This window comes from Ruegeria sp. BC2 (assembly GCF_056539245.1).
In genome coordinates, this window is record NZ_JBQFUQ010000001.1 from 1,321,634 (window position 1) to 1,342,102 (window position 20,469).

The 20,469-nt window shown below is 62.8% G+C and carries 18 protein-coding genes; 7 read left to right on the forward strand and 11 right to left on the reverse strand.

What is annotated here, in order from left to right; genetic code table 11:
- Position 1: 1 nt before the first annotated feature.
- From hflX to trkA, 4 genes are all read right to left on the reverse strand, one after another.
- Positions 2–1,273: a GTPase HflX gene (gene hflX, locus ACR0CU_RS06480; protein WP_170439055.1), complete on the reverse strand. Its 1,272-nt coding sequence runs from the start codon at positions 1,271–1,273 to the stop codon at positions 2–4.
- Entirely contained in the window at positions 1,273–1,512 is a 240-nt protein-coding gene (gene hfq, locus ACR0CU_RS06485; RefSeq protein ID WP_005982826.1) for an RNA chaperone Hfq, read from the reverse strand. The genes hflX and hfq overlap by 1 nt, the downstream gene beginning before the upstream one ends.
- A 133-nt stretch (positions 1,513–1,645) precedes the next feature.
- On the reverse strand, positions 1,646–3,184 hold the full coding sequence (locus ACR0CU_RS06490) for a TrkH family potassium uptake protein (RefSeq protein WP_170359012.1): 1,539 nt from the start codon (positions 3,182–3,184) through the stop codon (positions 1,646–1,648).
- Entirely contained in the window at positions 3,184–4,560 is a 1,377-nt protein-coding gene (trkA, locus tag ACR0CU_RS06495; protein WP_093962234.1) for a Trk system potassium transporter TrkA, read from the reverse strand. Before trkA ends, ACR0CU_RS06490 begins: the two co-directional genes overlap by 1 nt.
- Before the next feature lie 96 nt (positions 4,561–4,656).
- Here trkA and ACR0CU_RS06500 point away from each other — a divergent pair, with 96 nt between their 5' ends.
- The gene (locus tag ACR0CU_RS06500; RefSeq protein ID WP_170446311.1) at positions 4,657–5,136 is read left to right on the forward strand and encodes a hypothetical protein; all 480 of its coding nucleotides are present in this window, start codon (positions 4,657–4,659) and stop codon (positions 5,134–5,136) included.
- A 10-nt stretch (positions 5,137–5,146) separates the two neighbouring features.
- Here ACR0CU_RS06500 and ACR0CU_RS06505 read toward each other — a convergent pair whose 3' ends face one another.
- From ACR0CU_RS06505 to dusB, 7 genes are all read right to left on the reverse strand, one after another.
- Positions 5,147–6,328: an MFS transporter gene (locus tag ACR0CU_RS06505; protein WP_170446313.1), complete on the reverse strand. Its 1,182-nt coding sequence runs from the start codon at positions 6,326–6,328 to the stop codon at positions 5,147–5,149.
- A gap of 43 nt (positions 6,329–6,371) precedes the next feature.
- On the reverse strand, positions 6,372–6,944 hold the full coding sequence (locus tag ACR0CU_RS06510; protein WP_254437553.1) for a helix-turn-helix domain-containing protein: 573 nt from the start codon (positions 6,942–6,944) through the stop codon (positions 6,372–6,374).
- 40 nt (positions 6,945–6,984) lie between these two features.
- Positions 6,985–8,394 (reverse strand): nitrogen assimilation response regulator NtrX, encoded by a 1,410-nt coding sequence (gene ntrX / locus ACR0CU_RS06515; RefSeq protein WP_170338876.1) that lies wholly within the window; start codon positions 8,392–8,394, stop codon positions 6,985–6,987.
- Complete coding sequence (locus tag ACR0CU_RS06520) at positions 8,391–10,679, reverse strand: sensor histidine kinase NtrY-like (RefSeq protein ID WP_170446315.1); 2,289 nt, start codon at positions 10,677–10,679, stop codon at positions 8,391–8,393. Before ACR0CU_RS06520 ends, ntrX begins: the two co-directional genes overlap by 4 nt.
- 99 nt (positions 10,680–10,778) lie before the next feature.
- Positions 10,779–12,146, reverse strand: coding sequence for a response regulator (locus tag ACR0CU_RS06525; RefSeq protein ID WP_170338872.1), 1,368 nt, complete (start codon positions 12,144–12,146; stop codon positions 10,779–10,781).
- Between the two features lie 16 nt (positions 12,147–12,162).
- Positions 12,163–13,242 carry a two-component system sensor histidine kinase NtrB gene (locus tag ACR0CU_RS06530; protein ID WP_170359005.1) on the reverse strand — a complete coding sequence of 360 codons (1,080 nt, stop codon included), beginning with the start codon at positions 13,240–13,242 and terminating at the stop codon, positions 12,163–12,165.
- A complete protein-coding gene (gene dusB / locus ACR0CU_RS06535; protein ID WP_170446319.1) occupies positions 13,239–14,255 on the reverse strand; it encodes a tRNA dihydrouridine synthase DusB in 1,017 nt (338 codons plus the stop codon). Before dusB ends, ACR0CU_RS06530 begins: the two co-directional genes overlap by 4 nt.
- 152 nt (positions 14,256–14,407) lie before the next feature.
- Here dusB and ACR0CU_RS06540 point away from each other — a divergent pair, with 152 nt between their 5' ends.
- From ACR0CU_RS06540 to ACR0CU_RS06565, 6 genes are all read left to right on the forward strand, one after another.
- Positions 14,408–15,538 (forward strand): bifunctional 2-C-methyl-D-erythritol 4-phosphate cytidylyltransferase/2-C-methyl-D-erythritol 2,4-cyclodiphosphate synthase, encoded by a 1,131-nt coding sequence (locus tag ACR0CU_RS06540; RefSeq protein ID WP_170446322.1) that lies wholly within the window; start codon positions 14,408–14,410, stop codon positions 15,536–15,538.
- On the forward strand, positions 15,535–16,032 hold the full coding sequence (locus ACR0CU_RS06545; RefSeq protein WP_170446324.1) for a phosphatidylglycerophosphatase A family protein: 498 nt from the start codon (positions 15,535–15,537) through the stop codon (positions 16,030–16,032). The genes ACR0CU_RS06540 and ACR0CU_RS06545 overlap by 4 nt, the downstream gene beginning before the upstream one ends.
- Positions 16,029–16,505 carry a CinA family protein gene (locus ACR0CU_RS06550; protein ID WP_170446326.1) on the forward strand — a complete coding sequence of 159 codons (477 nt, stop codon included), beginning with the start codon at positions 16,029–16,031 and terminating at the stop codon, positions 16,503–16,505. The genes ACR0CU_RS06545 and ACR0CU_RS06550 overlap by 4 nt, the downstream gene beginning before the upstream one ends.
- 180 nt (positions 16,506–16,685) lie before the next feature.
- The gene (locus tag ACR0CU_RS06555) at positions 16,686–17,867 is read left to right on the forward strand and encodes an ammonium transporter (RefSeq protein WP_170372451.1); all 1,182 of its coding nucleotides are present in this window, start codon (positions 16,686–16,688) and stop codon (positions 17,865–17,867) included.
- A 146-nt stretch (positions 17,868–18,013) separates the two neighbouring features.
- On the forward strand, positions 18,014–18,691 hold the full coding sequence (locus tag ACR0CU_RS06560; protein ID WP_170446328.1) for an orotate phosphoribosyltransferase: 678 nt from the start codon (positions 18,014–18,016) through the stop codon (positions 18,689–18,691).
- A 201-nt stretch (positions 18,692–18,892) separates the two neighbouring features.
- Positions 18,893–20,383, forward strand: a complete 1,491-nt coding sequence (locus ACR0CU_RS06565; RefSeq protein ID WP_170338856.1) for a replicative DNA helicase — start codon at positions 18,893–18,895, stop codon at positions 20,381–20,383.
- The last annotated feature ends 86 nt before the right edge of the window (positions 20,384–20,469 follow it).

A 20,469-nucleotide genomic window follows, 5' to 3' on the forward strand; every position in this document is an offset into this window, starting at 1 on the left:
GTCAGAGGCCCGCGAACTGATTGGCCTGCTTGTCGGTCCACAGAACGGTGATTTCGAACCCGTCCTCGGTCTGTTTTTCGCCGCGCACCACGTCCTGCCGGAATAGCCAGGCGCGTTTGTCGCCATCGGCAAAGCCCAGCTTCAAAACCTCTTCCCGGCGCACGCCCTGCAGGGTCGTGGCGATCTCGGTCAGCAGCAGATCGATGCCCTCGCCGGTCACGGCCGAGATCGGGAACACCGCCGGATCGCGCTCGGCCCGAGCCTGCACGGCCTGCCGGTCTTCGTCGGACAGAAGGTCGATCTTGTTCCAGACTTCAAGCTGTGGGCGGGTATCGTCCACACCCAGCGAGGCCATGATCGTGCGCACATCCTCGGCCTGCTCTTCGGTCTCGGCATGGCTGATGTCGCGGACATGCACGATCAGATCGGCGGCCAGAACCTCCTCGAGCGTGGCGCGGAAGGCCGCGACCAGTTCGGTCGGCAGGTTCGAGATGAAACCCACGGTGTCCGACAGGATCACCTCGGGGCCGTCGGGCAGTTCAATCCGGCGCATGGTCGGATCCAGCGTGGCAAACAGCATGTCCTTGGCCATGACTTCGGCCCCGGTCAGGCGGTTGAACAGCGTCGATTTGCCCGCGTTGGTATAGCCCACCAGCGCCACGATCGGATAGGGCACCTTGGCCCGCGCAGCGCGGTGCAGCGTCCGTGTCTTCACGACCTTCTGCAACTGCCGGCGCAAGCGCACCAGTTGATCGTCGATCGCACGCCGGTCGGCCTCGATCTGGGTTTCCCCCGGTCCGCCGACGAAGCCCAGCCCACCGCGCTGACGTTCCAGGTGGGTCCAGGCCCGAACCAGGCGCGTACGCTGATAGCTGAGCGCGGCCATCTCGACCTGCAACACACCCTCGCGCGTGCGGGCGCGGTCCGAGAAGATTTCCAGAATCAGCCCCGTCCGGTCGAGGATCTTGACCTTCCACGCCTTCTCCAGATTGCGCTGCTGAACCGGGGTGACCGGCCCGTCGATCAGAACCAGCTCGATCTCGTTTTCCGCAAAACGCGCGCCCAGTTCCTCGATCTTGCCGCTGCCGAACAGCAGGCCGGGCTGCGCCCGCGGCAGGCGTACGATCTCGGACCCGATCACATCCAAATCGGGCAAAGCGGCAGCCAGTGCCACCGCCTCTTCCAGCGCCGGAACGGGGTCGCGGCGCTGGTCATCTGACTTGATATCGGGATGCAGCACCCAGGCCCGGGTGCGCCTCCGGTCATGTTCCATCAAGAGGCGTCTTCGCCCTCATACAGGTTGATCGGCTGCGACGGCATGATGGTCGAGATCGCGTGCTTGTAGACAAGCTGCGACTGTCCGTCGCGGCGCAACAATACGCAGAAATTGTCGAACCAGGTGATGACACCCTGCAATTTCACGCCGTTGATCAGGAAAATTGTAACGGGAACCTTTGCTTTCCGTACATTGTTCAGGAAGGCATCCTGAAGATTCTGTCTGTCCGAAGCCATATTTTGTTATCTCGCCGTTGTTCTTGCTTACGCGCTGCGGACCAACGCGCTCCCTCCGCGCGAGTATGGAGTGACGCGCAGAGATATTCCAGATGAAAAATCAGGCAGTAACGTGAAGGCCCGAATTGGCGGTTCAATCCCGCCACAGGGCCGGAGTGATCAACGCGATGATCGCCAGAGTCTCCAGCCGGCCGATCACCATCCCGGCGCACATGGTCAGCTTGGCTCCGGCCGACAAATCGATCAAACGGATCGGCAGATCGGTGGCCAGTTCGATCAACGGACCGGTCGTGCTCAGCACCGCGACGCTCAGCACCATGGCGCGTTCAAACCCAACCCCCTCGGCAGCCAGAACGACATCAAGCAACGCGAGCGTCAGCGCGAACATCATCAGAAAGACCCACGCGATGAACGCGCCCTGGCTTTGGATGCGGCGGTTGCCACCGCCCGCCCCGCTGACCGATGACGGGTGGATCAGCCTGTCCAGTTCACGCGCGCCATTCAGGTACAAGGCATAGACCCGCAACAGCTTCACCCCGCCGGCGGTGGTGGCGACCCCGCCCCCGATAAGCGCAAGCCCCATCAACACAAGCCCCGGTGTTCCCAGACCGGACAACTGTTGCGCGTCGTTCCAATAAGCGCTTTCGAACCCGGCCGTCGTCAGGAACGACATCACCGTGAACAACATGCCCCAGATGACGTTCAGCGTTTGCAGGCCCGTCACCTGCCCGCCGATCTCGGCAACCCCGGCCAGCACCCGGAAGACCAACAATGCCGCCACGCCGACGACGATCATCAGGCCGATCCGGAATTCCGGATCGTGGTCCAGCCGGGAATAGCCCGTTGTTGCGGTGTCCTTTGAAAACGTCAGGCGGGACAAGGCAAAGAACAGGAACAGAAACAGGATGGCCTCGCCGGTGATCCCGGCGGTGGACCCTTCCAACCCGCCCACTGGCGAGATACCGGACGTCGCCATCACCGACATTGCGTGGCAGATGGCCGTCAGACCCTTTTCTCCTGCGATCAACAGCAAGACCCAGATTACCGCTGTGAGGCTGGCATAAACCGGGGTCAATGTCGCCGTCACACGGAGCAGTCGCCCCCGTGGGTCGACCTTTTCGCTCTGGGCTACGCCCGAAACCGGGCGGCCCGGCTGTCCGCGCGCGGTAATCTCGAACCCGCCCAACGACAGGGGCGCCAGGATCGCAGCCGCCGAGATCCACATCAGCAACCCACCCATCCAGCCGACGAGCGCCCGCCACAGGTGAACCGGCGCCGACAGGCGCTCGGGGTCGGGAAACAGGTCCGCTCCGGTGGTGGTGATGGCGCTGACCATGTCAAAATAGGCGTTCAGAAAGGTCGTGTTCCCCAACGCGTCATGGACAGGAACGGCCAGAAACAGCGGCAATACCGTCAGCGAGCCCAGCAGGACAGCCAACTGCCCCAAGGTTCCGCGCCGCGGCTGCCGGCTGGCCGTCGCCAGGCCAACGATCGTGACCAGGAACAGCCCCACCAAACCCGAATAGAAGAACGACCGCGACGTGGGGTGGTCATCCAAGGCAAGGGCGTAGATTGCCGGGATCCACATGGCCAGGGACACAACCGCCGTGATCAACAGAAACAGCGGCAGCCGCCGAATAACGCTGATTTTGGGTGCGCGGGCGACAGCCATCAGAAAAAGTCGATCGAAACCTGCATCAGGCGTTCGACCTCGGGTACATCATTGGCCATTGCGAAAATCGCAACCACGTCCTTTTCGTCAATCCGCAGACTGCCAGTGGGCCGCAGGACCTCGTCGCCCTTGCGCACCGCGCCGACCAGGACGCCTTCGGGAAAGTCGATGTCGCGCAGTTTCTGCCCGGCCATTGGCGAGGTTGATAGCACTTCGGCCTCGATCACTTCGGCCTCGGCATCGCCGATCGAATAGACCTGTCGCACCCGGCCATGCCGGATATGGCGCAGGATCGAACTGACGGTCGTGGCCCGCGGGTTGATATAGGCGTCAATCCCCAACGGCCCCATCAGGGCCACCATGCTGGGGTCGTTGATCAACGCAATCGCCAGCGGGCAACCTTCGGCCTTGGCCCGGACCGCAGCCAGCATGTTGGTCCGGTCGTCATCGGTGACGGCCAGCATCGCGTCCGCGCGCTCGATCCCCGCTTCGCTCAACAGCGCTGAATCCAGACCGTCGCCGTTCAGAACGATCGTACGCTCCAGCGACTCGGCGGCCAGTTCCGCACAGCGCCGGTCACGCTCGATAACCTTTGCACGGATGCGGCCCTCGCGCTCTTCCAGTGTCCGGGCGACTTCAAGGCCGACATTCCCGCCGCCCACGATGACCACGCGATCCTGCTTTTTCTGTGATTTACCAAAGACCTCCATCGTGCGGTCAACGTCTTGGACGCTGGTAAATACATAGCATTCGTCACCGACGAACAATTGGTCCTCGGATTCCGGCGCGAACAGCGTTCCGTCGCGGCGAATACCCACCACAATGGCGCTGAGCGTTGAAAACAGGTCTGTCAGCTGGCGCAGAGGTGTGTTGACGATCGGGCAATCCTCGGCGATCCGAATGCCCAGAAGCTGCGCCTTGCCATCCATGAACAGTTCCGTGTCAAAAGCCGCAGGCGCCGACAGGCGGCGCATGGCTGCGGCGGCCACTTCACGTTCGGGGCTGATCACCACGTCGATCGGAAGATGGTCACGGCGGTACAGGTCGCGATGGATCGCTTCGAGGTAGGATTTTGACCGCAACCGCGCGATCTTTCGCTGGATCGAGAACACCGAGTGCGCCATCTGGCAGGTGACCATGTTCACCTCGTCAGAATGGGTCGCGGCGATGATCATGTCGGCGTCACGGGCTCCGGCCCGCTCGAGCACGTCGGGATAGCTGGCAAAGCCGGCGATGCCCTGAACGTCCAGCGTCTCGGTCGCCCGGCGTACCAGGTCAGGGTTGTTGTCCACAACGGTGACGTCATTCAACTCGCCCGAAAGGTGCCGAGCAATCTGCCAGCCCACCTGGCCGGCGCCACAAATGATGACCTTCATGCCTTTGGCCTTTCTGCCTGAGCGTTTTGAATGACAGATGCCCACAGAGCGGTCAATCGAATTGTCATGACGGCCTGTGTGATGCAAGATAAGCGAATGAAAACAGTGCTTCGATTGCTTGTTCCCCTTGCCCTGCTGGCCGGATGCGGGCCGTTGTCGATGTATTATCGCGAAGGCGAAAGCGTCTCGCGGATGCAGGCCGAAACGACCGAATGCCAAGTGCAGGCGCTGAAGGATGCACCGGTTGCAAACCAGGTGCGCCAAAGCCCGCCCACCTATTGGCCGGGCCGCACCTATTGCGATGGGCGCGGGCGATGCTATCGCACAGGAGGATGGTGGGAGCCGGGCCGCGTTTACACCGTAGATGTAAATCAGGGGCTGCGAAACACGGTCGAGGCGCAGTGCATGGCCAAGAAGGGATACCGCCCCGTCAGCCTGCCGCCCTGCAAACAGTCGGTCAAATCGGGCGTTCCGCCGACCCGAACAACCGTCCTGCCGCCATTGGGCACGGCCTCTTGTTTCGTCAAATTCGACGACGGGTCATTCCAGATCATCACGCCGGGGTTGCCGGGCTGATCGACTGACCTCAGCCCAGATCGTCGGGCGACGATCGCCGGCGGAGTGACAGGAACAGATGTGCTGCGATGGCGGCTGCATAGAATACAAGTACGGCCACGAACATCGAGCCCTCTCCGGCGCGCCAAAGGATTGCAAGCAGAACAGGTGTGCCCAGCAGGTTGCCCGCATTTCCCATCTGCGCCATCGCCCCATAGCTCAGCGCCTGATCCCGGGCCGAGCCATTCAGTTGAGGAACCGCCGCGAAACTGCCGCCCTGTACCAGGCCCAACACCGCAAACAGCGCAATGCCGACCACGGGCAGAGGCGCTCCGAAAAACAGCAGGGCAAGGGCAGCCATCCCGGCCGCAAAACCAAGATTTACAACCGTGACCGCGGTCAGGAAAGTCAAGAGCACGGGCACCGCGACCCACGACAGCACGATTCCTGCCAGCGGCATCAGACTGGCTACAAGAACCGACTGATCCTCGGGCATACGGCCGGGCAGGATCGCCAGCAACGACACGAAGGTCAGAGTGTAGAAGAACCATCCGATCGCCGGTGCTGCCATGCGGGGCGAGCGGTAGGTTTCAAGATGCGTCTTCAGGATGGACCCCAGCCCCCACCCCTGCCGTTCCGTCGCGATGGGCGGAACCTTTGGCGGAAACACGGCGACCAGTCCTGCAATCAGCGCCATCAGGAACCCGTGGCCCATGAAGAAATCCGCCAATCCAAAACGCTGGATCATCGGCAGACCGAACCAAGCGTTCAGCGCAAAGGCAACTCCAAAGAAAGAACTCCACAAAACCATGGCGGCATTGCGCGCGGCTCCGCGTGTGATCTGTGCGATCAGCGTCGGAGAGGCAACCACGATCGCCAGATGCGAAACGCCCTCGATGATCCGGCTGGCCAGCATCACTTGAAAGCTAGGCATGGTGGACTGGAACACCGATACAACGCCGCCCAGCAGCAAACCGAACACCAGCAGGCGGACCGGTCCGAACTGCGCGGTAATGGCGCCTGACATGGCCCCCAGAACGGCGCCCATCAAACTGATGATCGACAACAACCAGCCGATCGAATCCCCATAGCCTGGGTACAATGCACCGACCGCGTCGAAGGCAACGGCGATCTTGGCGAACTGCGTGGCCGCGCCCAGTCCAGCCACCCATAACAGGACCACCTGCAGGAATATGCGAAAAGATTGAGTCACACCCGCGTTCTACCCTCGGCCTCTGGCGAGGTGAACGCATATATTATGCGGCGCGTACGCGCGTGCCGCTGACAAGGCGCACTGGGGTTCCATCGGCCAGATACAGTCGCTCCCATACGATTTGGCCTGCGCTGATGGTGATCTGGTCGTGCACGGCCTGAGAAGTAATGAAAGCCTTGGGATTTGGCACCTGCAGGTCCCACCAACCCTCGTCCGTCAGCTCCATTTCGGCCTGGCGGATCTCGTCGGTCGCAAACTGCCACAGCGACACCCCCAACAACGAGTGCTGGCTGGCTGACCAATCCCGTGCGCGGCTGGGTGAATAGGCCAGACAAACATGGCTCGCTTCGTCCACCAGATGGAGACAGGCTTGCGAACTGCCGACAAGCCGCTTCAGTGCTGCATCGTCGGCGCGGTGATCCGAAAGCGCCGTGAAAACCGCAGCCTGTTGTTCAGGGCTTGGGGTCTGGACCCCGTTTTCCCAGCGCGACACCGTGGCCTGATCGACCCGCATCACATGTGCAAGCGCCGCCTGCTTCATCCCGGTGGCCCGCCGAAGCCGTTTGAGACGACGACCAAAGGCGGGAAATCCCTGCTGGATCATCGCTAGCGTCATGGCCGGGCGCCTCCCGTTGTCCTGCCGGTGTGGCCGGCCCCTATTCCGCCGGTTCAGGCTCGTCCAGTTGCGCCACCCGCGCGCCCGACTTGTTCGACGTGACTACACCCAGCGATTTCAGCTTGCGGTGCAAGGCGCTGCGTTCCATTCCAACGAAACTGGCCGTGCGGCTGATATTGCCGCCAAAGCGATTGATCTGGGTCAGCAGATACTCACGCTCGAACGCCTCTCGTGCCTCGCGCAGTGGCAGCGTTGCCAAAGCGCCCGACAGCACGACCCGGCCGGAATCGTCGGCCTTTTCCTCTTCATTCGGCAATTCCCGCGCTTCGATCGGTCCGGTGCCATCACCAAGGATCAAAACCCGCTCGACCAAGTTCTTCAACTGGCGCACGTTGCCAGGCCAACTCATGGTCTGCAGCAGAGCCACGGCCTCTTCCGACAACTCGCGCACGGGGAGGCCCTGGGTTTCGTTGCACATCTCGATGAAATGCTTGGCGAGGACAGGAATATCCTCGCGCCGTTCTTCCAAAGACGGCACCGCGATCGGGACGACGTTGAGGCGGTGATACAGCTCTTCGCGGAACCGGTCCGCGGCAATCTCGGTTTCAAGGTCGCGGTTGGTGGAAGAGATCACGCGCAGATCGACCCGAACGTTGTCCGAGCCACCCACCCTCTGAAACTGCTGATCGACGAGAACGCGCAAGATCTTGGACTGCGTGCCCAACGGCATGTCGGCGACCTCGTCGAAATAGACCACACCGCCATGGGCCTGTTCGAGCAGACCGGATTCAACGCCGCGTTCGGCGGATTCACGACCGAACAGAACTTCTTCCATGCGCTCGGGTTCGACGCCGGCGCAGTTGACCGTGACAAAGGGCGCGTTCGCCCGGTTCGAATGCGCATGGATGTAGCGCGCGGCGATTTCCTTGCCCGATCCGGCGGGACCACGCAGCATGACCCGACCGTTGGATTTGGTCACCTTGTCCAACTGGCTCAGCATCGCGCGGAACGCAGCCGACTTGCCGATCATGTCGGAATTGCTGACTTCCTTGCGCTTGAGCGAGGCATTCTCGCGACGAAGGCGCGACGTTTCCATCGCGCGGCGGATCACCACCATCAACTGGTCGATATTGAAGGGCTTTTCGATAAAATCATATGCCCCCTGCTTGATCGCCGCGACGGCGATTTCGATATTCCCGTGCCCCGATATGATCACCACCGGAACATCCGGATTGTCGCGTTTGACCGCCTTCAGAATGTCGATCCCATCCATGCGGCTGTCCTTGAGCCAGATGTCCAGGATCAACAACCCGGGTGGTTCTGCGTTGATCGCGGCCATGCACTCGTCCGAGTTGCCGGCCAGCCGGGTGGAATATCCTTCGTCCTCCAGAATGTCGGACACCAGTTCGCGAATATCGCGCTCGTCATCTACGATCAGAATGTCGCTCATCTTTGGCCTGCTTTCAGTGTCTTGGATTTAATTGCCTGCTTTTGCGGCGCTGCGACCGGGGCCGTGTTGGCCTTCGGCAACCGGATCACGGCCATTGCGCCAAAATGGTCCTGTCCGTCGAACACGGGCGCGTCCTCAAGGGTCAGCGTACCGCCGTGTTCTTCAATAATTTTCTTGACGATGGGCAGGCCCAGGCCAGTCCCTTCGTCGCGCGTCGTCACATAGGGCTCGAACAGCCGCGCCCGGTCTTCGGGCAGCCCGATGCCGTTGTCCGCGATGGTAATCAGTGTTCCGTCGTCATCCGTGGACAGGCGCACCTTTATCTGCGGGCTGAGGTTGTCGGGCAGACCCTTCTTTTTCAGGGTTTCGATGGCTTCGCCGGCGTTCTTGATCAGATTTGTGAGCGCCTGGTTCAGCATCGTCGCGTCCACATCGGCCAATACTGGCTGGTCCGGGATCTCCGCGTCGATCTGAACGTCTGGCTGACCGGCCTGCTGCAGCAGAACCGCCTCGCGCACCAGGCCCGCGATATCTTCCTCGTGCCGGTCGGGCTCGGGCATTCGGGCAAACTTCGAGAATTCGTCGACGATCCGGCGCAGATCGCTGGTCTGGCGAACGATCACGTCGGTCATGGATTCAAGGCTGGCGCTGTCCTCTTCATCCAGTTTCCGCGCGAACTTCCGCCGGATGCGTTCGGCGCTCAGCTGAATGGGGGTCAGCGGGTTCTTGATCTCATGCGCGATGCGGCGGGCCACATCACCCCAGGCCGCCATACGCTGGGCGCTGACCAGATCGGTCACGTCGTCAAAGGCGACCACGTAACCTTCCAGCCTGCCGTCCTCGCCGCGCCGGGTTGCCATCCGGACCAGCAGGTTTTCCAGCTGTCCCTTGCGGGTGACCTTGATTTCGTCCTGAATTGCTTCCTGGTTGCCTTCTTTCAGCGCTTCGAACAAAGGCAGGAACTCGGGCACGGCGATGCCGATTGCCAATTGTTGCTCATGGCCCTTCCAGTCCAGCAAGCGCTCGGCCGATCGGTTGACGAATGTCACCTGACCATCCGGATCCACCCCGACAACGCCAGAAGTCACCGAGCTGAGCACCGAGTCGAACAGTCGGCGGCGGCTTTCGATCTGGCGGGTGTTTTCAAGCAGCGTACCCCGCTGCGCCTTCAATTGCCGGGTCATCTGGTTGAAATAGCGCCCCAGCATGGCGATTTCGTCGTCGCTGGCCTCCTCGATGACCTGCACGTCCAGATCACCGGCCCCGACCCGCTGCGCGGCGGTGGTCAGACGACCAACCGGGCGCGAGAGCCGCTCGGCGAACCACATACCCAGCGAAACGGCCGCCAAGATGAGGATTACCGCAAACCCCAGATACAGCAGCCCGAACTCGAACAGCACCCTGCCCCGTTCGTTTTCCAACTGTTGATAGAACTGCGCGGTTTCCTTGGTGTCATCCAAAAGGGTCAACAACTGGCCATCTACGGCGCGACTGACATACAGGTATCGGTCCAGATAGGCGCGCAGCGGCACCAGAGCGCGAAATTCGTTGTTGGGCCAGTCCGCGATGATCAACAGACCCTCTTCTCGGGCCTGCTCCAACTCCTCGGGTGTCGGCGGTTCGTAGTTGAACAGATAAGACCTGTCTCCGCGGGCCCGGATTTCACCACTGCCGTCAATCACGTAGGCTTCGCGCAGTCCGCGCTGAATCTGTGCCTGCCCCTGGGCCAGCACCTCGCGCAGCTCGGCATCCGAGATGTAGAAGTCCAGCTTGCGTGCATTGTCAAGAAACCGCGCAAGAACCGTGGCATCCTGCGTCAGACCCTGTTCGTGCTCTTGTTCATAGGCCTCGGCGGCCGTCAGCGAAGATCCGACCACCTGCCTGACCCGGTCCGAGAACCATCCCTCAAGCCCGATATTCACGGTCAGACCGGCAAAAATCGCAACCGTCACCGTGGGCACCAGCGCCAACAGCGTGAACGCACCGATCAGCCTCAGGTGTAGGCGAGAGCCCGCCGATTTGGCCCGGCGCGCCGCAATAAGATTGCCCAACTGCCCCAGAACCAGGGCCGCCACGACCAGAATGTAGACAAGGTCTGCCAGCAGAATCAGCCGAAGCGTGGGGGCATTCGCACCCAGGTCAAACGGCCCGATTACAAGGTAGGTCGCAAGTGTCAGGACCGGCCCCAACACAACCAGCCCCAAGGTGCCGAAATTGCGCAGTTTCCGGGACTTACGCCACCGATTCAGGGATAATGCCGGCCGTTTCTGTGCCCGGGATACCACCGTCTGCCCTCATCCTGATGTGCCGCTTTCGCGGCGTACCGCCATATGTCGTGGTCTTTTCCGGGACTGTGCTCGGATGCCACGGTTTGTGTGGCGAGATTACATCAGTTTGCGCCGACGTGTCACCTGAATATCGAGATCAGTGATTTTTTTGCGCAGCGTATTCCGGTTGATCCCCAGCAAATCGGCACATTTTGCCTGATTTCCTCCGGTCGCATCCAGCGCGATTTCGATCAGCGGAGCCTCGACCTCGCGCAGAATGCGCTGGTACAGACCCGGTGGCGGCAGCATGTTTCCATGAAGGTCAAAGTAGCGCCGCAGATGCCGCGCAACCGACGAAGACAGCTTCTCTCGTTCGCTCCCGCTCAGCAGTGGTTCGGCCTCGGGCTGACTGCCCAAGACGGCCTCGACCTCGGACTTGGTGATTTCGTCGGATCGGCTTGTCAGGCTCAGCCGCCGGATAGCGTTTTCCAGTTGGCGCACGTTGCCGGGCCAGGAATACCGGCGAACAAGTTCGATCGCGTCAGGGCCCAACCGCCGCTTTGTGCCGTTTTCGCGTTCTTCACGGGCCAGAAAATGCTCGGCCAGCAGCAGGATGTCGTCGACCCGCTCGCGCAGGGCTGGCACATGGATGGTGGCACCGCAGAGGCGGTAATAAAGGTCCTGCCGCACCCGCCCGCTTTCCATCGCCTCGGTCAGGTCCGACTGGCTGGTCGCCATGAAGCGCGGAACGTGGTCGCCGGGCGTGTCCATCATCCGCACGATCCGGGCCTGGATTTCATCGTCCAGGTCTGCAATTTCGTCGATCAGCAAGGTACCGCCGCGCACCCGGGCCATGACCCGGGCCGGACCCTCCAGGTCGCGCAGGTCTGCTGCAGTAGCAGTCACAAAAGGCAGTGTCCGCCGGTCTGAGAAATCGTGAATTGCCCTCGCAATCAACGACTTGCCCGTGCCACTTTCACCGGAAATCATGACCGAAAGATCGGTGTTCATGACCCGGGCGACCAACCTGTACAGGGCTTGCATCACCGGAGTTCGACCGACCAATGGCAACTCGTCGGGGCGGTCTTCGGATGTGTCCGCGGGTTCGATCTGAACCCGCTGCTTGCGGTCCAACGCCCGGGCGGTGCGCTTCATCAGATCCGGCAGGTCGAACGGTTTGGGCAGATAGTCATAGGCATCCGCCTCGGCCGCCTGGATCGCCGTCATGATCGTGTTCTGGGCCGAGATCACGATCACCGGCAGGCCCGGCCGGTCCTGTGCGATCTTGGGCAGCATTTCCAGCCCGTTGCCATCGGGCATGACCACGTCCGAGATCACCACGTCGCCCTTGCCCTCGCCGACCCAACGCATCAGCGTCGTCAGGGACGAGGTCGCATGCACCTTGCAGCCCGCCCGCGTCAGGGCCTGGGTCAGAACCGTCCGGATCGTTCTGTCATCATCTGCAACCAGTACCGTGCCATCCATCTGGTGTTCTCCTTGATTATTCTTTGTCCTGCCCTGCCTCGCGCGGCGCGCGGCGCAGTGACAGCCGGAAGACTGTCCGCCCCGGCACCGACTCGGCCGTGATCCAACCGTCGTGGTCGGATACGATCTTGCTGACCAGTGCCAAGCCAAGGCCGGTGCCGTTTTCCTTGCCGGAAACGAACGGGTCGAAAATATCGCCGCGGATGTCCTCGGGCAGGCCCGGGCCATCGTCGATGATCTCGATCTGCAACGGCAACGAGTGACCCGAGCCATCACTGCGCCGCAGACGGAAGGAATGTTCGAAATAGGTGTGCAGGCGGATCGTCCCGCCCTCGGGGCCGGCGGCCTCGGACGCGTTCTTGAGCAGGTTCAGAACCACCTGCAACAGCTGATCCGGGTCACCATAGGCCAGTGGCAGCGACGGGTCGTAATCCTCGATGATGGTCATGTCCGCGCCAAAGCCCAGCAGCGCCGAGCGGCGCGCGCGGTCCAGAACATCGTGGATGTTGACCGGCTTGAACTCGGGCCGCGAGAGGTTTCCGAACTGCTCGACCTGCTCAAGCAGCTTCACGATCCGGCGACTCTCGGCCACGATAAGGTCTGTCAACTCAAGATCTTGCGGGCCGATATTCATGCTCAGCAACTGTGCAGCACCGGTGATCCCAGCCAGCGGGTTCTTGATTTCATGCGCCAGCATCTCGGCCATGCCGATCGCCGACTGCGCCGCCGATTTGACCGTGTTGCCGCGAGTCATGCGGGTGGCCAGTTCGCGCGGCGAGACGATCATGATCATCGACCCCGGATGCCCCAGCAGAGGCGCGATCTGCAGCGCGCATTGCAGCGGCGCGCGATTGCCCGAACCCACATCCACGTCATTCACGAACAACGGCGTGCCCTGCGCGCGGGCGCGCGTGAACGCCTCTTCCAACGGCGCGTCCACGGCGATCTGGTCCCAGACCGGATGCCCGACCACCGATTTGCGCGAAGCGTTCAGGAACCCCTCACCCGAGGAATTGACGTCGGCGATGCGGTCCTCGGGGTCGATGATGAAGGCGGGAACCGGCAGCGAAGCCCAGATGACCTGATCCGAAATCATGCTGCCGCCTCGGCATTTTCCGTCAACGCGTCGCCGATCAGCCGCAGAACTTCGACCGGATCGCGCGAGGTCAGGACAGCGCGGCGCAGGGACGCCGGCGTTCTGGCCTCGTCCATGTACCAGCCCAGATGCTTGCGCGCGACACGCAGGCCCAGATCGGCGCCATAGAACCCCAGCATCGCTTCATAATGCGCCCGCACCATGTCGGCCAGGTCGTCGCCCTCGGGAACGTCTGGCGCCGGCGTCCCCCACAGCTCGTGCGCGATCTGCGCCAGCAGCCAAGGTTTGCCCTGCGCGCCACGGCCCACCATGACGCCATCCGCGCCCGACTGCCACAGCGCTGTCTGCGCACGCTCGGGGCTGGTGATGTCGCCATTGGCCACGACCGGAATGCTGACGGCATCCTTGACCGCGCGGATCGCGGCCCAATCCGCCTCGCCCTTGTAGAACTGACAGCGCGTGCGCCCGTGGATCGTCACCATCTGAACGCCGGCCTCCTGCGCCCGCCGCGCCACGTCCGGCGCGTTCAGCAGCGTGTCGTCCCAGCCCAGTCGGGTCTTGAGCGTCACCGGCACCTCCACCGCGCCCACGACCGCCTCGATCAGGGTGAGGGCATGGTCGGGCGTCTTCAGCAGAGCCGAGCCGGAATAGCCGTTCGTCACCTTCTTGGCCGGGCAGCCCATGTTGATGTCGATCACCCGCGCGCCCCGGTCGGCGACCTGCCGCGCGGCCTCGGCCATCCAATAGGCGTCGCGCCCAGCCAGTTGTACGGCGGTGTTTTCCACATCCGCTGACAGTTCGGCCCGTTCGCGCACGCCGGGCTTGGCCTGCACCATCTCTTGGCTGGCGACCATCTCGCTGACCACCATCCCGGCGCCAAACCGCAGGACGAGGTCACGAAACGGCCGGTCGGTGATTCCGGCCATCGGCGCCAGCAGAACTGGCGGGGTCAAAGTTTTCTCGGCAATGCGCAGCGTCAACGTGCCTAATCCTTGAGCATTTGCGGTTTTCATATCGAATCCGGGGCATATGAACAACAAATCCACGACCAGCAAGCCCGCAAAATCATCATATGCCTAATTTTTAATCAGCTTGCCGCGAGTGATTGCCTCTGCTTTCACCGCCGCCTAAACACGGAAGCCAAACGAAGGTCGGAAATTCAAACATGACTACCGCCGCCATCATCGTCGCCGCCGGGCGCGGCCTGCGCGCCGGAGGGGGCCAGCCCAAACAGTGGCGCCCCTTGTCCGGGCGGCGTGTGGCCGACTGGACGATCGAACGGATCAAGGCGCAGGTGCCGCTGGTCGTGCTGGTCCTGTCCGCCGATGACCCCGAGGCCTGGACGGAATTCGCCGACAGCGGCCTGATTCTTGCGCCCGGCGGCGCCGACCGCGCCGAGTCCGTGCGCAACGGGCTGCAGGCGCTGGCCGATCGCGGCGTCAGCAAGGTTCTGATCCATGACGTCGCCCGGCCCTGTGTCAGCGCGCGGGTCATTGGTGACGTGCTGGCGGCCCTCGACACCCACGCCGCTGCGGCGCCGGGGCTGCCGGTCACCGATGCGCTGTGGACCGGGGCCGACGACCAAGTTACCGGCACCCGAGATCGCGCGGGCCTGTTTGCCGCGCAGACGCCGCAGGGGTTCCGCTATGACGCCATCGTCGCCGCGCATGCGGTGTATCCCGGTGGGGCCGCCGATGATGTCGAGGTTGCCCGCGCCGCCGGGATCAACGTGGCCATCGTGCCGGGCGACGCGGACAATCTGAAAATCACACGGCCCGAGGATTTTGCCCGGGCCGAAAGGATATTGAGGTCAGACATGGATGTAAGGCTGGGCAACGGATATGACGTGCACCGGTTCGGGCCGGGCGATCACGTGATCCTGTGCGGCGTCGAGGTCCCACATGATCGGGGGCTGCAGGGCCATTCCGACGCGGATGTGGGCATGCACGCCGTCACCGACGCGATCTATGGCGCGCTGGCGCAGGGCGATATCGGTCAGCACTTTCCCCCATCCGACCCACAGTGGAAAGGCGCCGCCAGCGAGATCTTTCTGCGCCATGCGGTGGATCTGGCCGCGCGCATGGGCTTTCGCATCTCGAACGTCGACTGCACGCTGGTCTGCGAATACCCCAAGATCGGCCCGCACGCTTTGGCGATGCGGCAGAAAATGAGCGAAATCATGGGGTTGGAGGCCGACCGCGTGTCGATCAAGGCCACCACGTCCGAGCGGCTGGGCTTTACCGGCCGCAAGGAAGGCATCGCCGCTATCGCAACCGCCTGTCTGGTGAAACCATGACCCTGGCGCGCCTGATCGGAACCGTCGCCGGGATCGGTTACCTTCGCCCTGCCCCCGGCACCTGGGGTTCGCTGGCCGCCCTGCCTTTGGCCTTGGCGCTGCATCTGCTGGGCGGCTTCCCGCTGCTGGCCGTCGCAACCGTCGCCGTTTTTGCGGCCGGCACCTGGGCCACGGGCGTCATGACCGCCGGGCAGGACGATCACGACCCTTCGGAGATCGTCATCGACGAGGTCGCGGGCCAATTCATCGCCATCTGGGCCGTGTCCTATCCCGCCTGGGCGCATGACATCGCGGTCACCGCCCTATGGCCGGGCTGGATCGCCGCGTTTTTGCTGTTCCGCTTGTTCGACATCACCAAGCCAGGCCCCGTCGGCTGGGCCGACCGTCGTGGCGACCCCTTGGGCGTGATGCTGGACGACGTGATCGCGGGCATGTTCGCGGCCGTGGGCGTTCTGATCCTGGCCGGGATCGCACATGGAGTATTGGGCCTATGACCGTCGCCGAACTGCTCGACCGCGCAAAGGCGCTGAACGTCATGATCGCCACCGCCGAAAGTTGCACGGGCGGCATGGTCGCCGCCGCGCTGACCGACATTCCCGGCAGTTCTGCCGTGGTTGACCGAGGCTTCGTCACCTATACCAACGCCGCCAAGCAGGACATGCTGGGCGTGCGGGCCGAGACCTTGGCGGCCCATGGTGCCGTCTCTGAAGAGGTCGCCCGCGAAATGGCCGAGGGTGCGCTGGCGCATTCCCAAGCGCAGCTTGCGGTCTCGATCACCGGCATCGCGGGGCCCGGCGGGTCCGAGTTCAAGCCCGAGGGCCAGGTCTGTTTCGGCCTTGCAGTCACAGGCCGCCCCACCCTGACCGAAACCGTCGAGTTCGGCGCCGCAGGCCGCGCCAATGTCCGACGCGCGGCGCGGGATCATGCGCTGAAACTGCTGGAAAACGGCCTTTCCGAACTAGCCTAAATTTTTAGCACTTGCCCGGATAAGGCGCACTTTTTGTCACCACTTGGAAAAAGGACGCCAAAACAGGCACCTTTTTCGCACCCTGCCTCTTTTTTCCTCGGCGTCCGTTCGGTTGAACCCACGGCACGTCACTCACACCGCGCCCCTTGGCGCAGCTTCAGGAAAGAGGAGAACGGCCCAATGAACGGAGCCGATACCGCCTGGATCATCGTCGCGACGGCGCTGGTCCTGTTCATGACTTTGCCGGGCCTGGCCCTGTTCTATGGCGGGCTGGTGCGCGCCCGCAACGTGCTGAGCGTTTTCATGCACTGTTTCGCGATCGCCTGCTTGATGAGCATCCTGTGGCTGGTCGCCGGGTATTCGATCGCCTTCGGTGACGGCGGTTCAGGCCTGTGGGGCGGGCTGGGCAAGGCGTTTCTGAACGGCGTTGATGCCGACAGCCTGTCGGGCACCCTGCCCGAGGTGCTGTTCTTTGCCTTCCAGATGACCTTTGCCATCATCACCCCGGCCCTGATCGTCGGCGCCTATGTGGAACGCGTGGGCTTTGGTTTCGTGCTGGTCTTTTCGGGCCTTTGGATGCTGCTGTGCTATGCGCCGGTGGTGCATTGGATCTGGGGCGGTGGCATCCTGACCGATGGCGGCATTCTGGGTGAAATCGGCGTGCGCGATTTCGCCGGTGGCATCGTGGTGCACGAAACTGCTGGTCTGGCCGCTCTGATCATCGCGTGGGTCCTGGGGCCGCGCAAGAACCGCACCACCCCGCCGCACAACCCCGGATACGTCATGATCGGGGCCGCGATGCTATGGGTCGGCTGGTTCGGCTTCAACGGCGGCTCGCAACTCGCCGCCGATGGTGGCGCGGCCATGGCGCTGACGGTCACGCATATCTCGGCCGCCACCGCATCGCTCAGCTGGGCGCTGTGGGAGCGGATCAAATACGGCAAGGCCTCGTTGGTCGGTCTGGTCACCGGGACCATCGCGGGTCTGGCCTCGATCACGCCGGCCTCGGGCTATGTCGATCCGGTTCAGGCGCTGATCATCGGCGCGGTCGCCGGCATCCTGTGCCAAGAGGCGGTGAACGTGGTCCGCAACGTGCTGAACATCGACGATACGCTGGACGTGTTCGCCGTGCATGGCGTGGGCGGCATTTTCGGCACCATCATGATCGCCGTCTTCGGCCTAGGCGCCTGGACCGCGCAGCTGGGCGGGCTGGTGATCGTGGGTGTCTTTACGTCAGTTGTCACGTTTGTGCTGATCAAGGTGGTTGCGCTTGTCACCCCGCTTCGCGTAGACGCCGAGACCGAAACGAACGGGCTCGACCTGTCGGTCCACGGCGAACGGGCCTATGACATGAGCAGCTAAGCCCACCTTGGCTGGCTCGACTGCCCATCCGGGCATCAAGCGGACCTCTTGGGAGGTCCGCTTTTCTTTTGCGCCAACCCCTCTCGACATCGGGCCGGTCGACAGGCTATCAGCCCGCAACGTCATTTCAGCACCGAGGTCCCGCCATGATCCCCAGTTCCTTTCCCGACAGCACGGAAATCGCCCGCCTGACCGCGCGGATGCTGCTGGAGATCAAGGCGGTGCATTTCAACGCGCGCGAGCCGTTCACGCTGGCCAGTGGCCTGCCCAGCCCCACCTATATCGATTGCCGCAGGCTAATCTCGTACCCGCGCATCCGGTCGACCCTTATGGACTTCCTGACGGTCACCGTCATGCGGAATGCCGGGTTCGAAGCCTTCGACAACATCGCCGGTGGTGAGACCGCGGGCATCCCCTTCGCCGCGATGGTGGCCGAGCGCATGGCCCTGCCGATGACCTATGTGCGCAAGAAGCCCAAGGGCTATGGCCGCAACGCCCGGATCGAAGGGGCCATGACCGAAGGCCAGCGCGTGCTGCTGGTCGAGGACCTGACCACCGACGGCGGCTCAAAACTGTCCTTCGTGGACGCAATCCGCGAAACCGGCGCCACCTGTGGGCATACGGCGGTGATCTTCTATTATGGCATCTTCCCCGAAACCGAAAAGACGCTGGGCGATCACGGTGTGCAACTGCACCACCTGTGCACCTGGTGGGATGTACTGGCCGAGGCCAAGGCGCAAGGCACGTTCGACGCGGAAACGTTGGACGGGGTCGAAGCCTTCCTGAACGACCCGCGCGGCTGGCAGGAGGCCAACAAGAGCTGACTGTCGGGCCATTGTTGACGGTCGCGAAACACTGGCCGTCAACCTTGCTGCCTATCCACAAGATGTTGACGAATGACCGATCCCTGCGGCAAGATGCAGGTGCGGAAGATATGCACAGCATATCCCCAGAAAACATACAATTTGCCCCGACTCACGGGGCCGCGATATGACCTTTGTCCCATGGGGACAGCGAGAGCAGCAATGAACGAGATCAGCAGTATCGAGCAGGCAGCGGCGCAGATTCAGAACGCCGAGACCATGCCGCATTCCATCGAGGCCGAACAGCAGCTTCTGGGTGCGATCCTGACCAACAACGACCTGTATGACCGGGTCGCCTCGATCATCGGGCCCGAGCATTTTTATGACCCGGTCCATGCCCGTATCTATGAGGTCGCCGCCGCGCGCATCGCCAAGAACGCGCTGGCATCGCCGGTGACTCTGAAATCCTTCATGGCCGAGGACGAGGGTTTGAAGGAACTCGGCGGCCCGGCCTATCTGGTCAAGCTGGCCGGGGCCTCGATCAGCGCCTTCGCCGTGCATGACTATGCCCAGATGATCTATGATCTGGCGATCCGGCGCGAATTGATCCGGCTTGGCCGCGACATCTCGGACAAGGCCGCGCGGGTCGAAGTGGCCAGCGAACCCAAGGAACAGATCGTCGAGGCCGAGCAGAAGCTCTACAAGCTGTCCGAACAGGGCCAGACCGAACAGGGGTTCAAATCCTTCCTCAAGGCCGTGACCGAGGCGGTGAATGTCACCAACGAAGCCTATCAGCGCGGCGGCGGCATGGCCGGGATTTCGACCGGGCTGGTCGACCTGGACAAACAGCTGGGCGGGTTGCACCCGTCGGACCTGATCATCCTTGCCGGGCGTCCGTCGATGGGTAAGACCTCGCTGGCGACCAACATCGCGTTCAACGTGGCCAAAGCCTATAAGCGGGGTCAGCGCGCCGATGGTACCGAGGGTGCGGTGGACGGCGGCGTCGTCGGTTTCTTCTCGCTGGAAATGAGCGCTGAGCAGCTGGCCGGACGGGTTCTGGCCGAGGCGTCCGAGATCTCCAGCCACAAGATCCGCCAAGGCGACATGACCGAGGACGAGTTCCGCCGTTTCGTCGATGCGGCCAAGGCGCTGGAAGCCTGTCCGCTTTACATCGACGACACGCCGGCTCTGCCGATCTCACAATTGGCGGCCCGGGCACGGCGGCTCAAGCGGACGCATGGGCTGGACCTGCTGGTCATCGACTATCTGCAGCTGTGCCGAGGCATGTCCGACAACCGCGTGAACGAGATCGCCGAGATATCGATGGGCATGAAGGCCATCGCGAAAGAGCTGAATATTCCCGTCATCGCCCTGTCGCAGTTGTCGCGTCAGGTGGAAAACCGTGACGACAAGCGCCCGCAGCTGTCCGACCTGCGCGAATCCGGCTCGATCGAGCAGGACGCCGACGTGGTGATGTTCGTGTTCCGCGAGGAATACTACAAAGAGCGCGAAAAGCCCGGCGATCACGAGCTGGAGAAGATGGAAGAGTGGAAGCAGGCGATGGAGCGCCTGCACGGCAAGGCCGAAGTCATCGTCGGCAAGCAGCGCCACGGCCCCATCGGCACGGTCGAGCTGTCCTTCGAGGCGCAGTTCACCCGATTTGGCAACCTTGTCAAACCCTGGCAGCAGGGTGGCCAGATCGAAGGCTACTAAGCCCATCAGGCCCGAATCCATGTGCCGCGGCCCAATGCGCCGGATGAACGATCTGGATCAGCCAACGGTTTTGGCCCGGATAGGCG

Bases quoted from the DNA above. Each gene is read 5' to 3' on its own strand.
- hflX (WP_170439055.1), bottom strand. From the start codon at position 1,273: ATGGAACATGACCGGAGGCGCACCCGGGCCTGGGTGCTGCATCCCGAT.
- hfq (WP_005982826.1), bottom strand. From the start codon at position 1,512: ATGGCTTCGGACAGACAGAATCTTCAGGATGCCTTCCTGAACAATGTA.
- ACR0CU_RS06490 (WP_170359012.1), bottom strand. From the start codon at position 3,184: ATGGCTGTCGCCCGCGCACCCAAAATCAGCGTTATTCGGCGGCTGCCG.
- trkA (WP_093962234.1), bottom strand. From the start codon at position 4,560: ATGAAGGTCATCATTTGTGGCGCCGGCCAGGTGGGCTGGCAGATTGCT.
- ACR0CU_RS06500 (WP_170446311.1), top strand. From the start codon at position 4,657: ATGAAAACAGTGCTTCGATTGCTTGTTCCCCTTGCCCTGCTGGCCGGA.
- ACR0CU_RS06510 (WP_254437553.1), bottom strand. From the start codon at position 6,944: ATGACGCTAGCGATGATCCAGCAGGGATTTCCCGCCTTTGGTCGTCGT.
- ntrX (WP_170338876.1), bottom strand. From the start codon at position 8,394: ATGAGCGACATTCTGATCGTAGATGACGAGCGCGATATTCGCGAACTG.
- ACR0CU_RS06525 (WP_170338872.1), bottom strand. From the start codon at position 12,146: ATGGATGGCACGGTACTGGTTGCAGATGATGACAGAACGATCCGGACG.
- ACR0CU_RS06530 (WP_170359005.1), bottom strand. From the start codon at position 13,242: ATGATTTCGGATCAGGTCATCTGGGCTTCGCTGCCGGTTCCCGCCTTC.
- dusB (WP_170446319.1), bottom strand. From the start codon at position 14,255: ATGAAAACCGCAAATGCTCAAGGATTAGGCACGTTGACGCTGCGCATT.
- ACR0CU_RS06540 (WP_170446322.1), top strand. From the start codon at position 14,408: ATGACTACCGCCGCCATCATCGTCGCCGCCGGGCGCGGCCTGCGCGCC.
- ACR0CU_RS06545 (WP_170446324.1), top strand. From the start codon at position 15,535: ATGACCCTGGCGCGCCTGATCGGAACCGTCGCCGGGATCGGTTACCTT.
- ACR0CU_RS06550 (WP_170446326.1), top strand. From the start codon at position 16,029: ATGACCGTCGCCGAACTGCTCGACCGCGCAAAGGCGCTGAACGTCATG.
- ACR0CU_RS06555 (WP_170372451.1), top strand. From the start codon at position 16,686: ATGAACGGAGCCGATACCGCCTGGATCATCGTCGCGACGGCGCTGGTC.
- ACR0CU_RS06560 (WP_170446328.1), top strand. From the start codon at position 18,014: ATGATCCCCAGTTCCTTTCCCGACAGCACGGAAATCGCCCGCCTGACC.
- ACR0CU_RS06565 (WP_170338856.1), top strand. From the start codon at position 18,893: ATGAACGAGATCAGCAGTATCGAGCAGGCAGCGGCGCAGATTCAGAAC.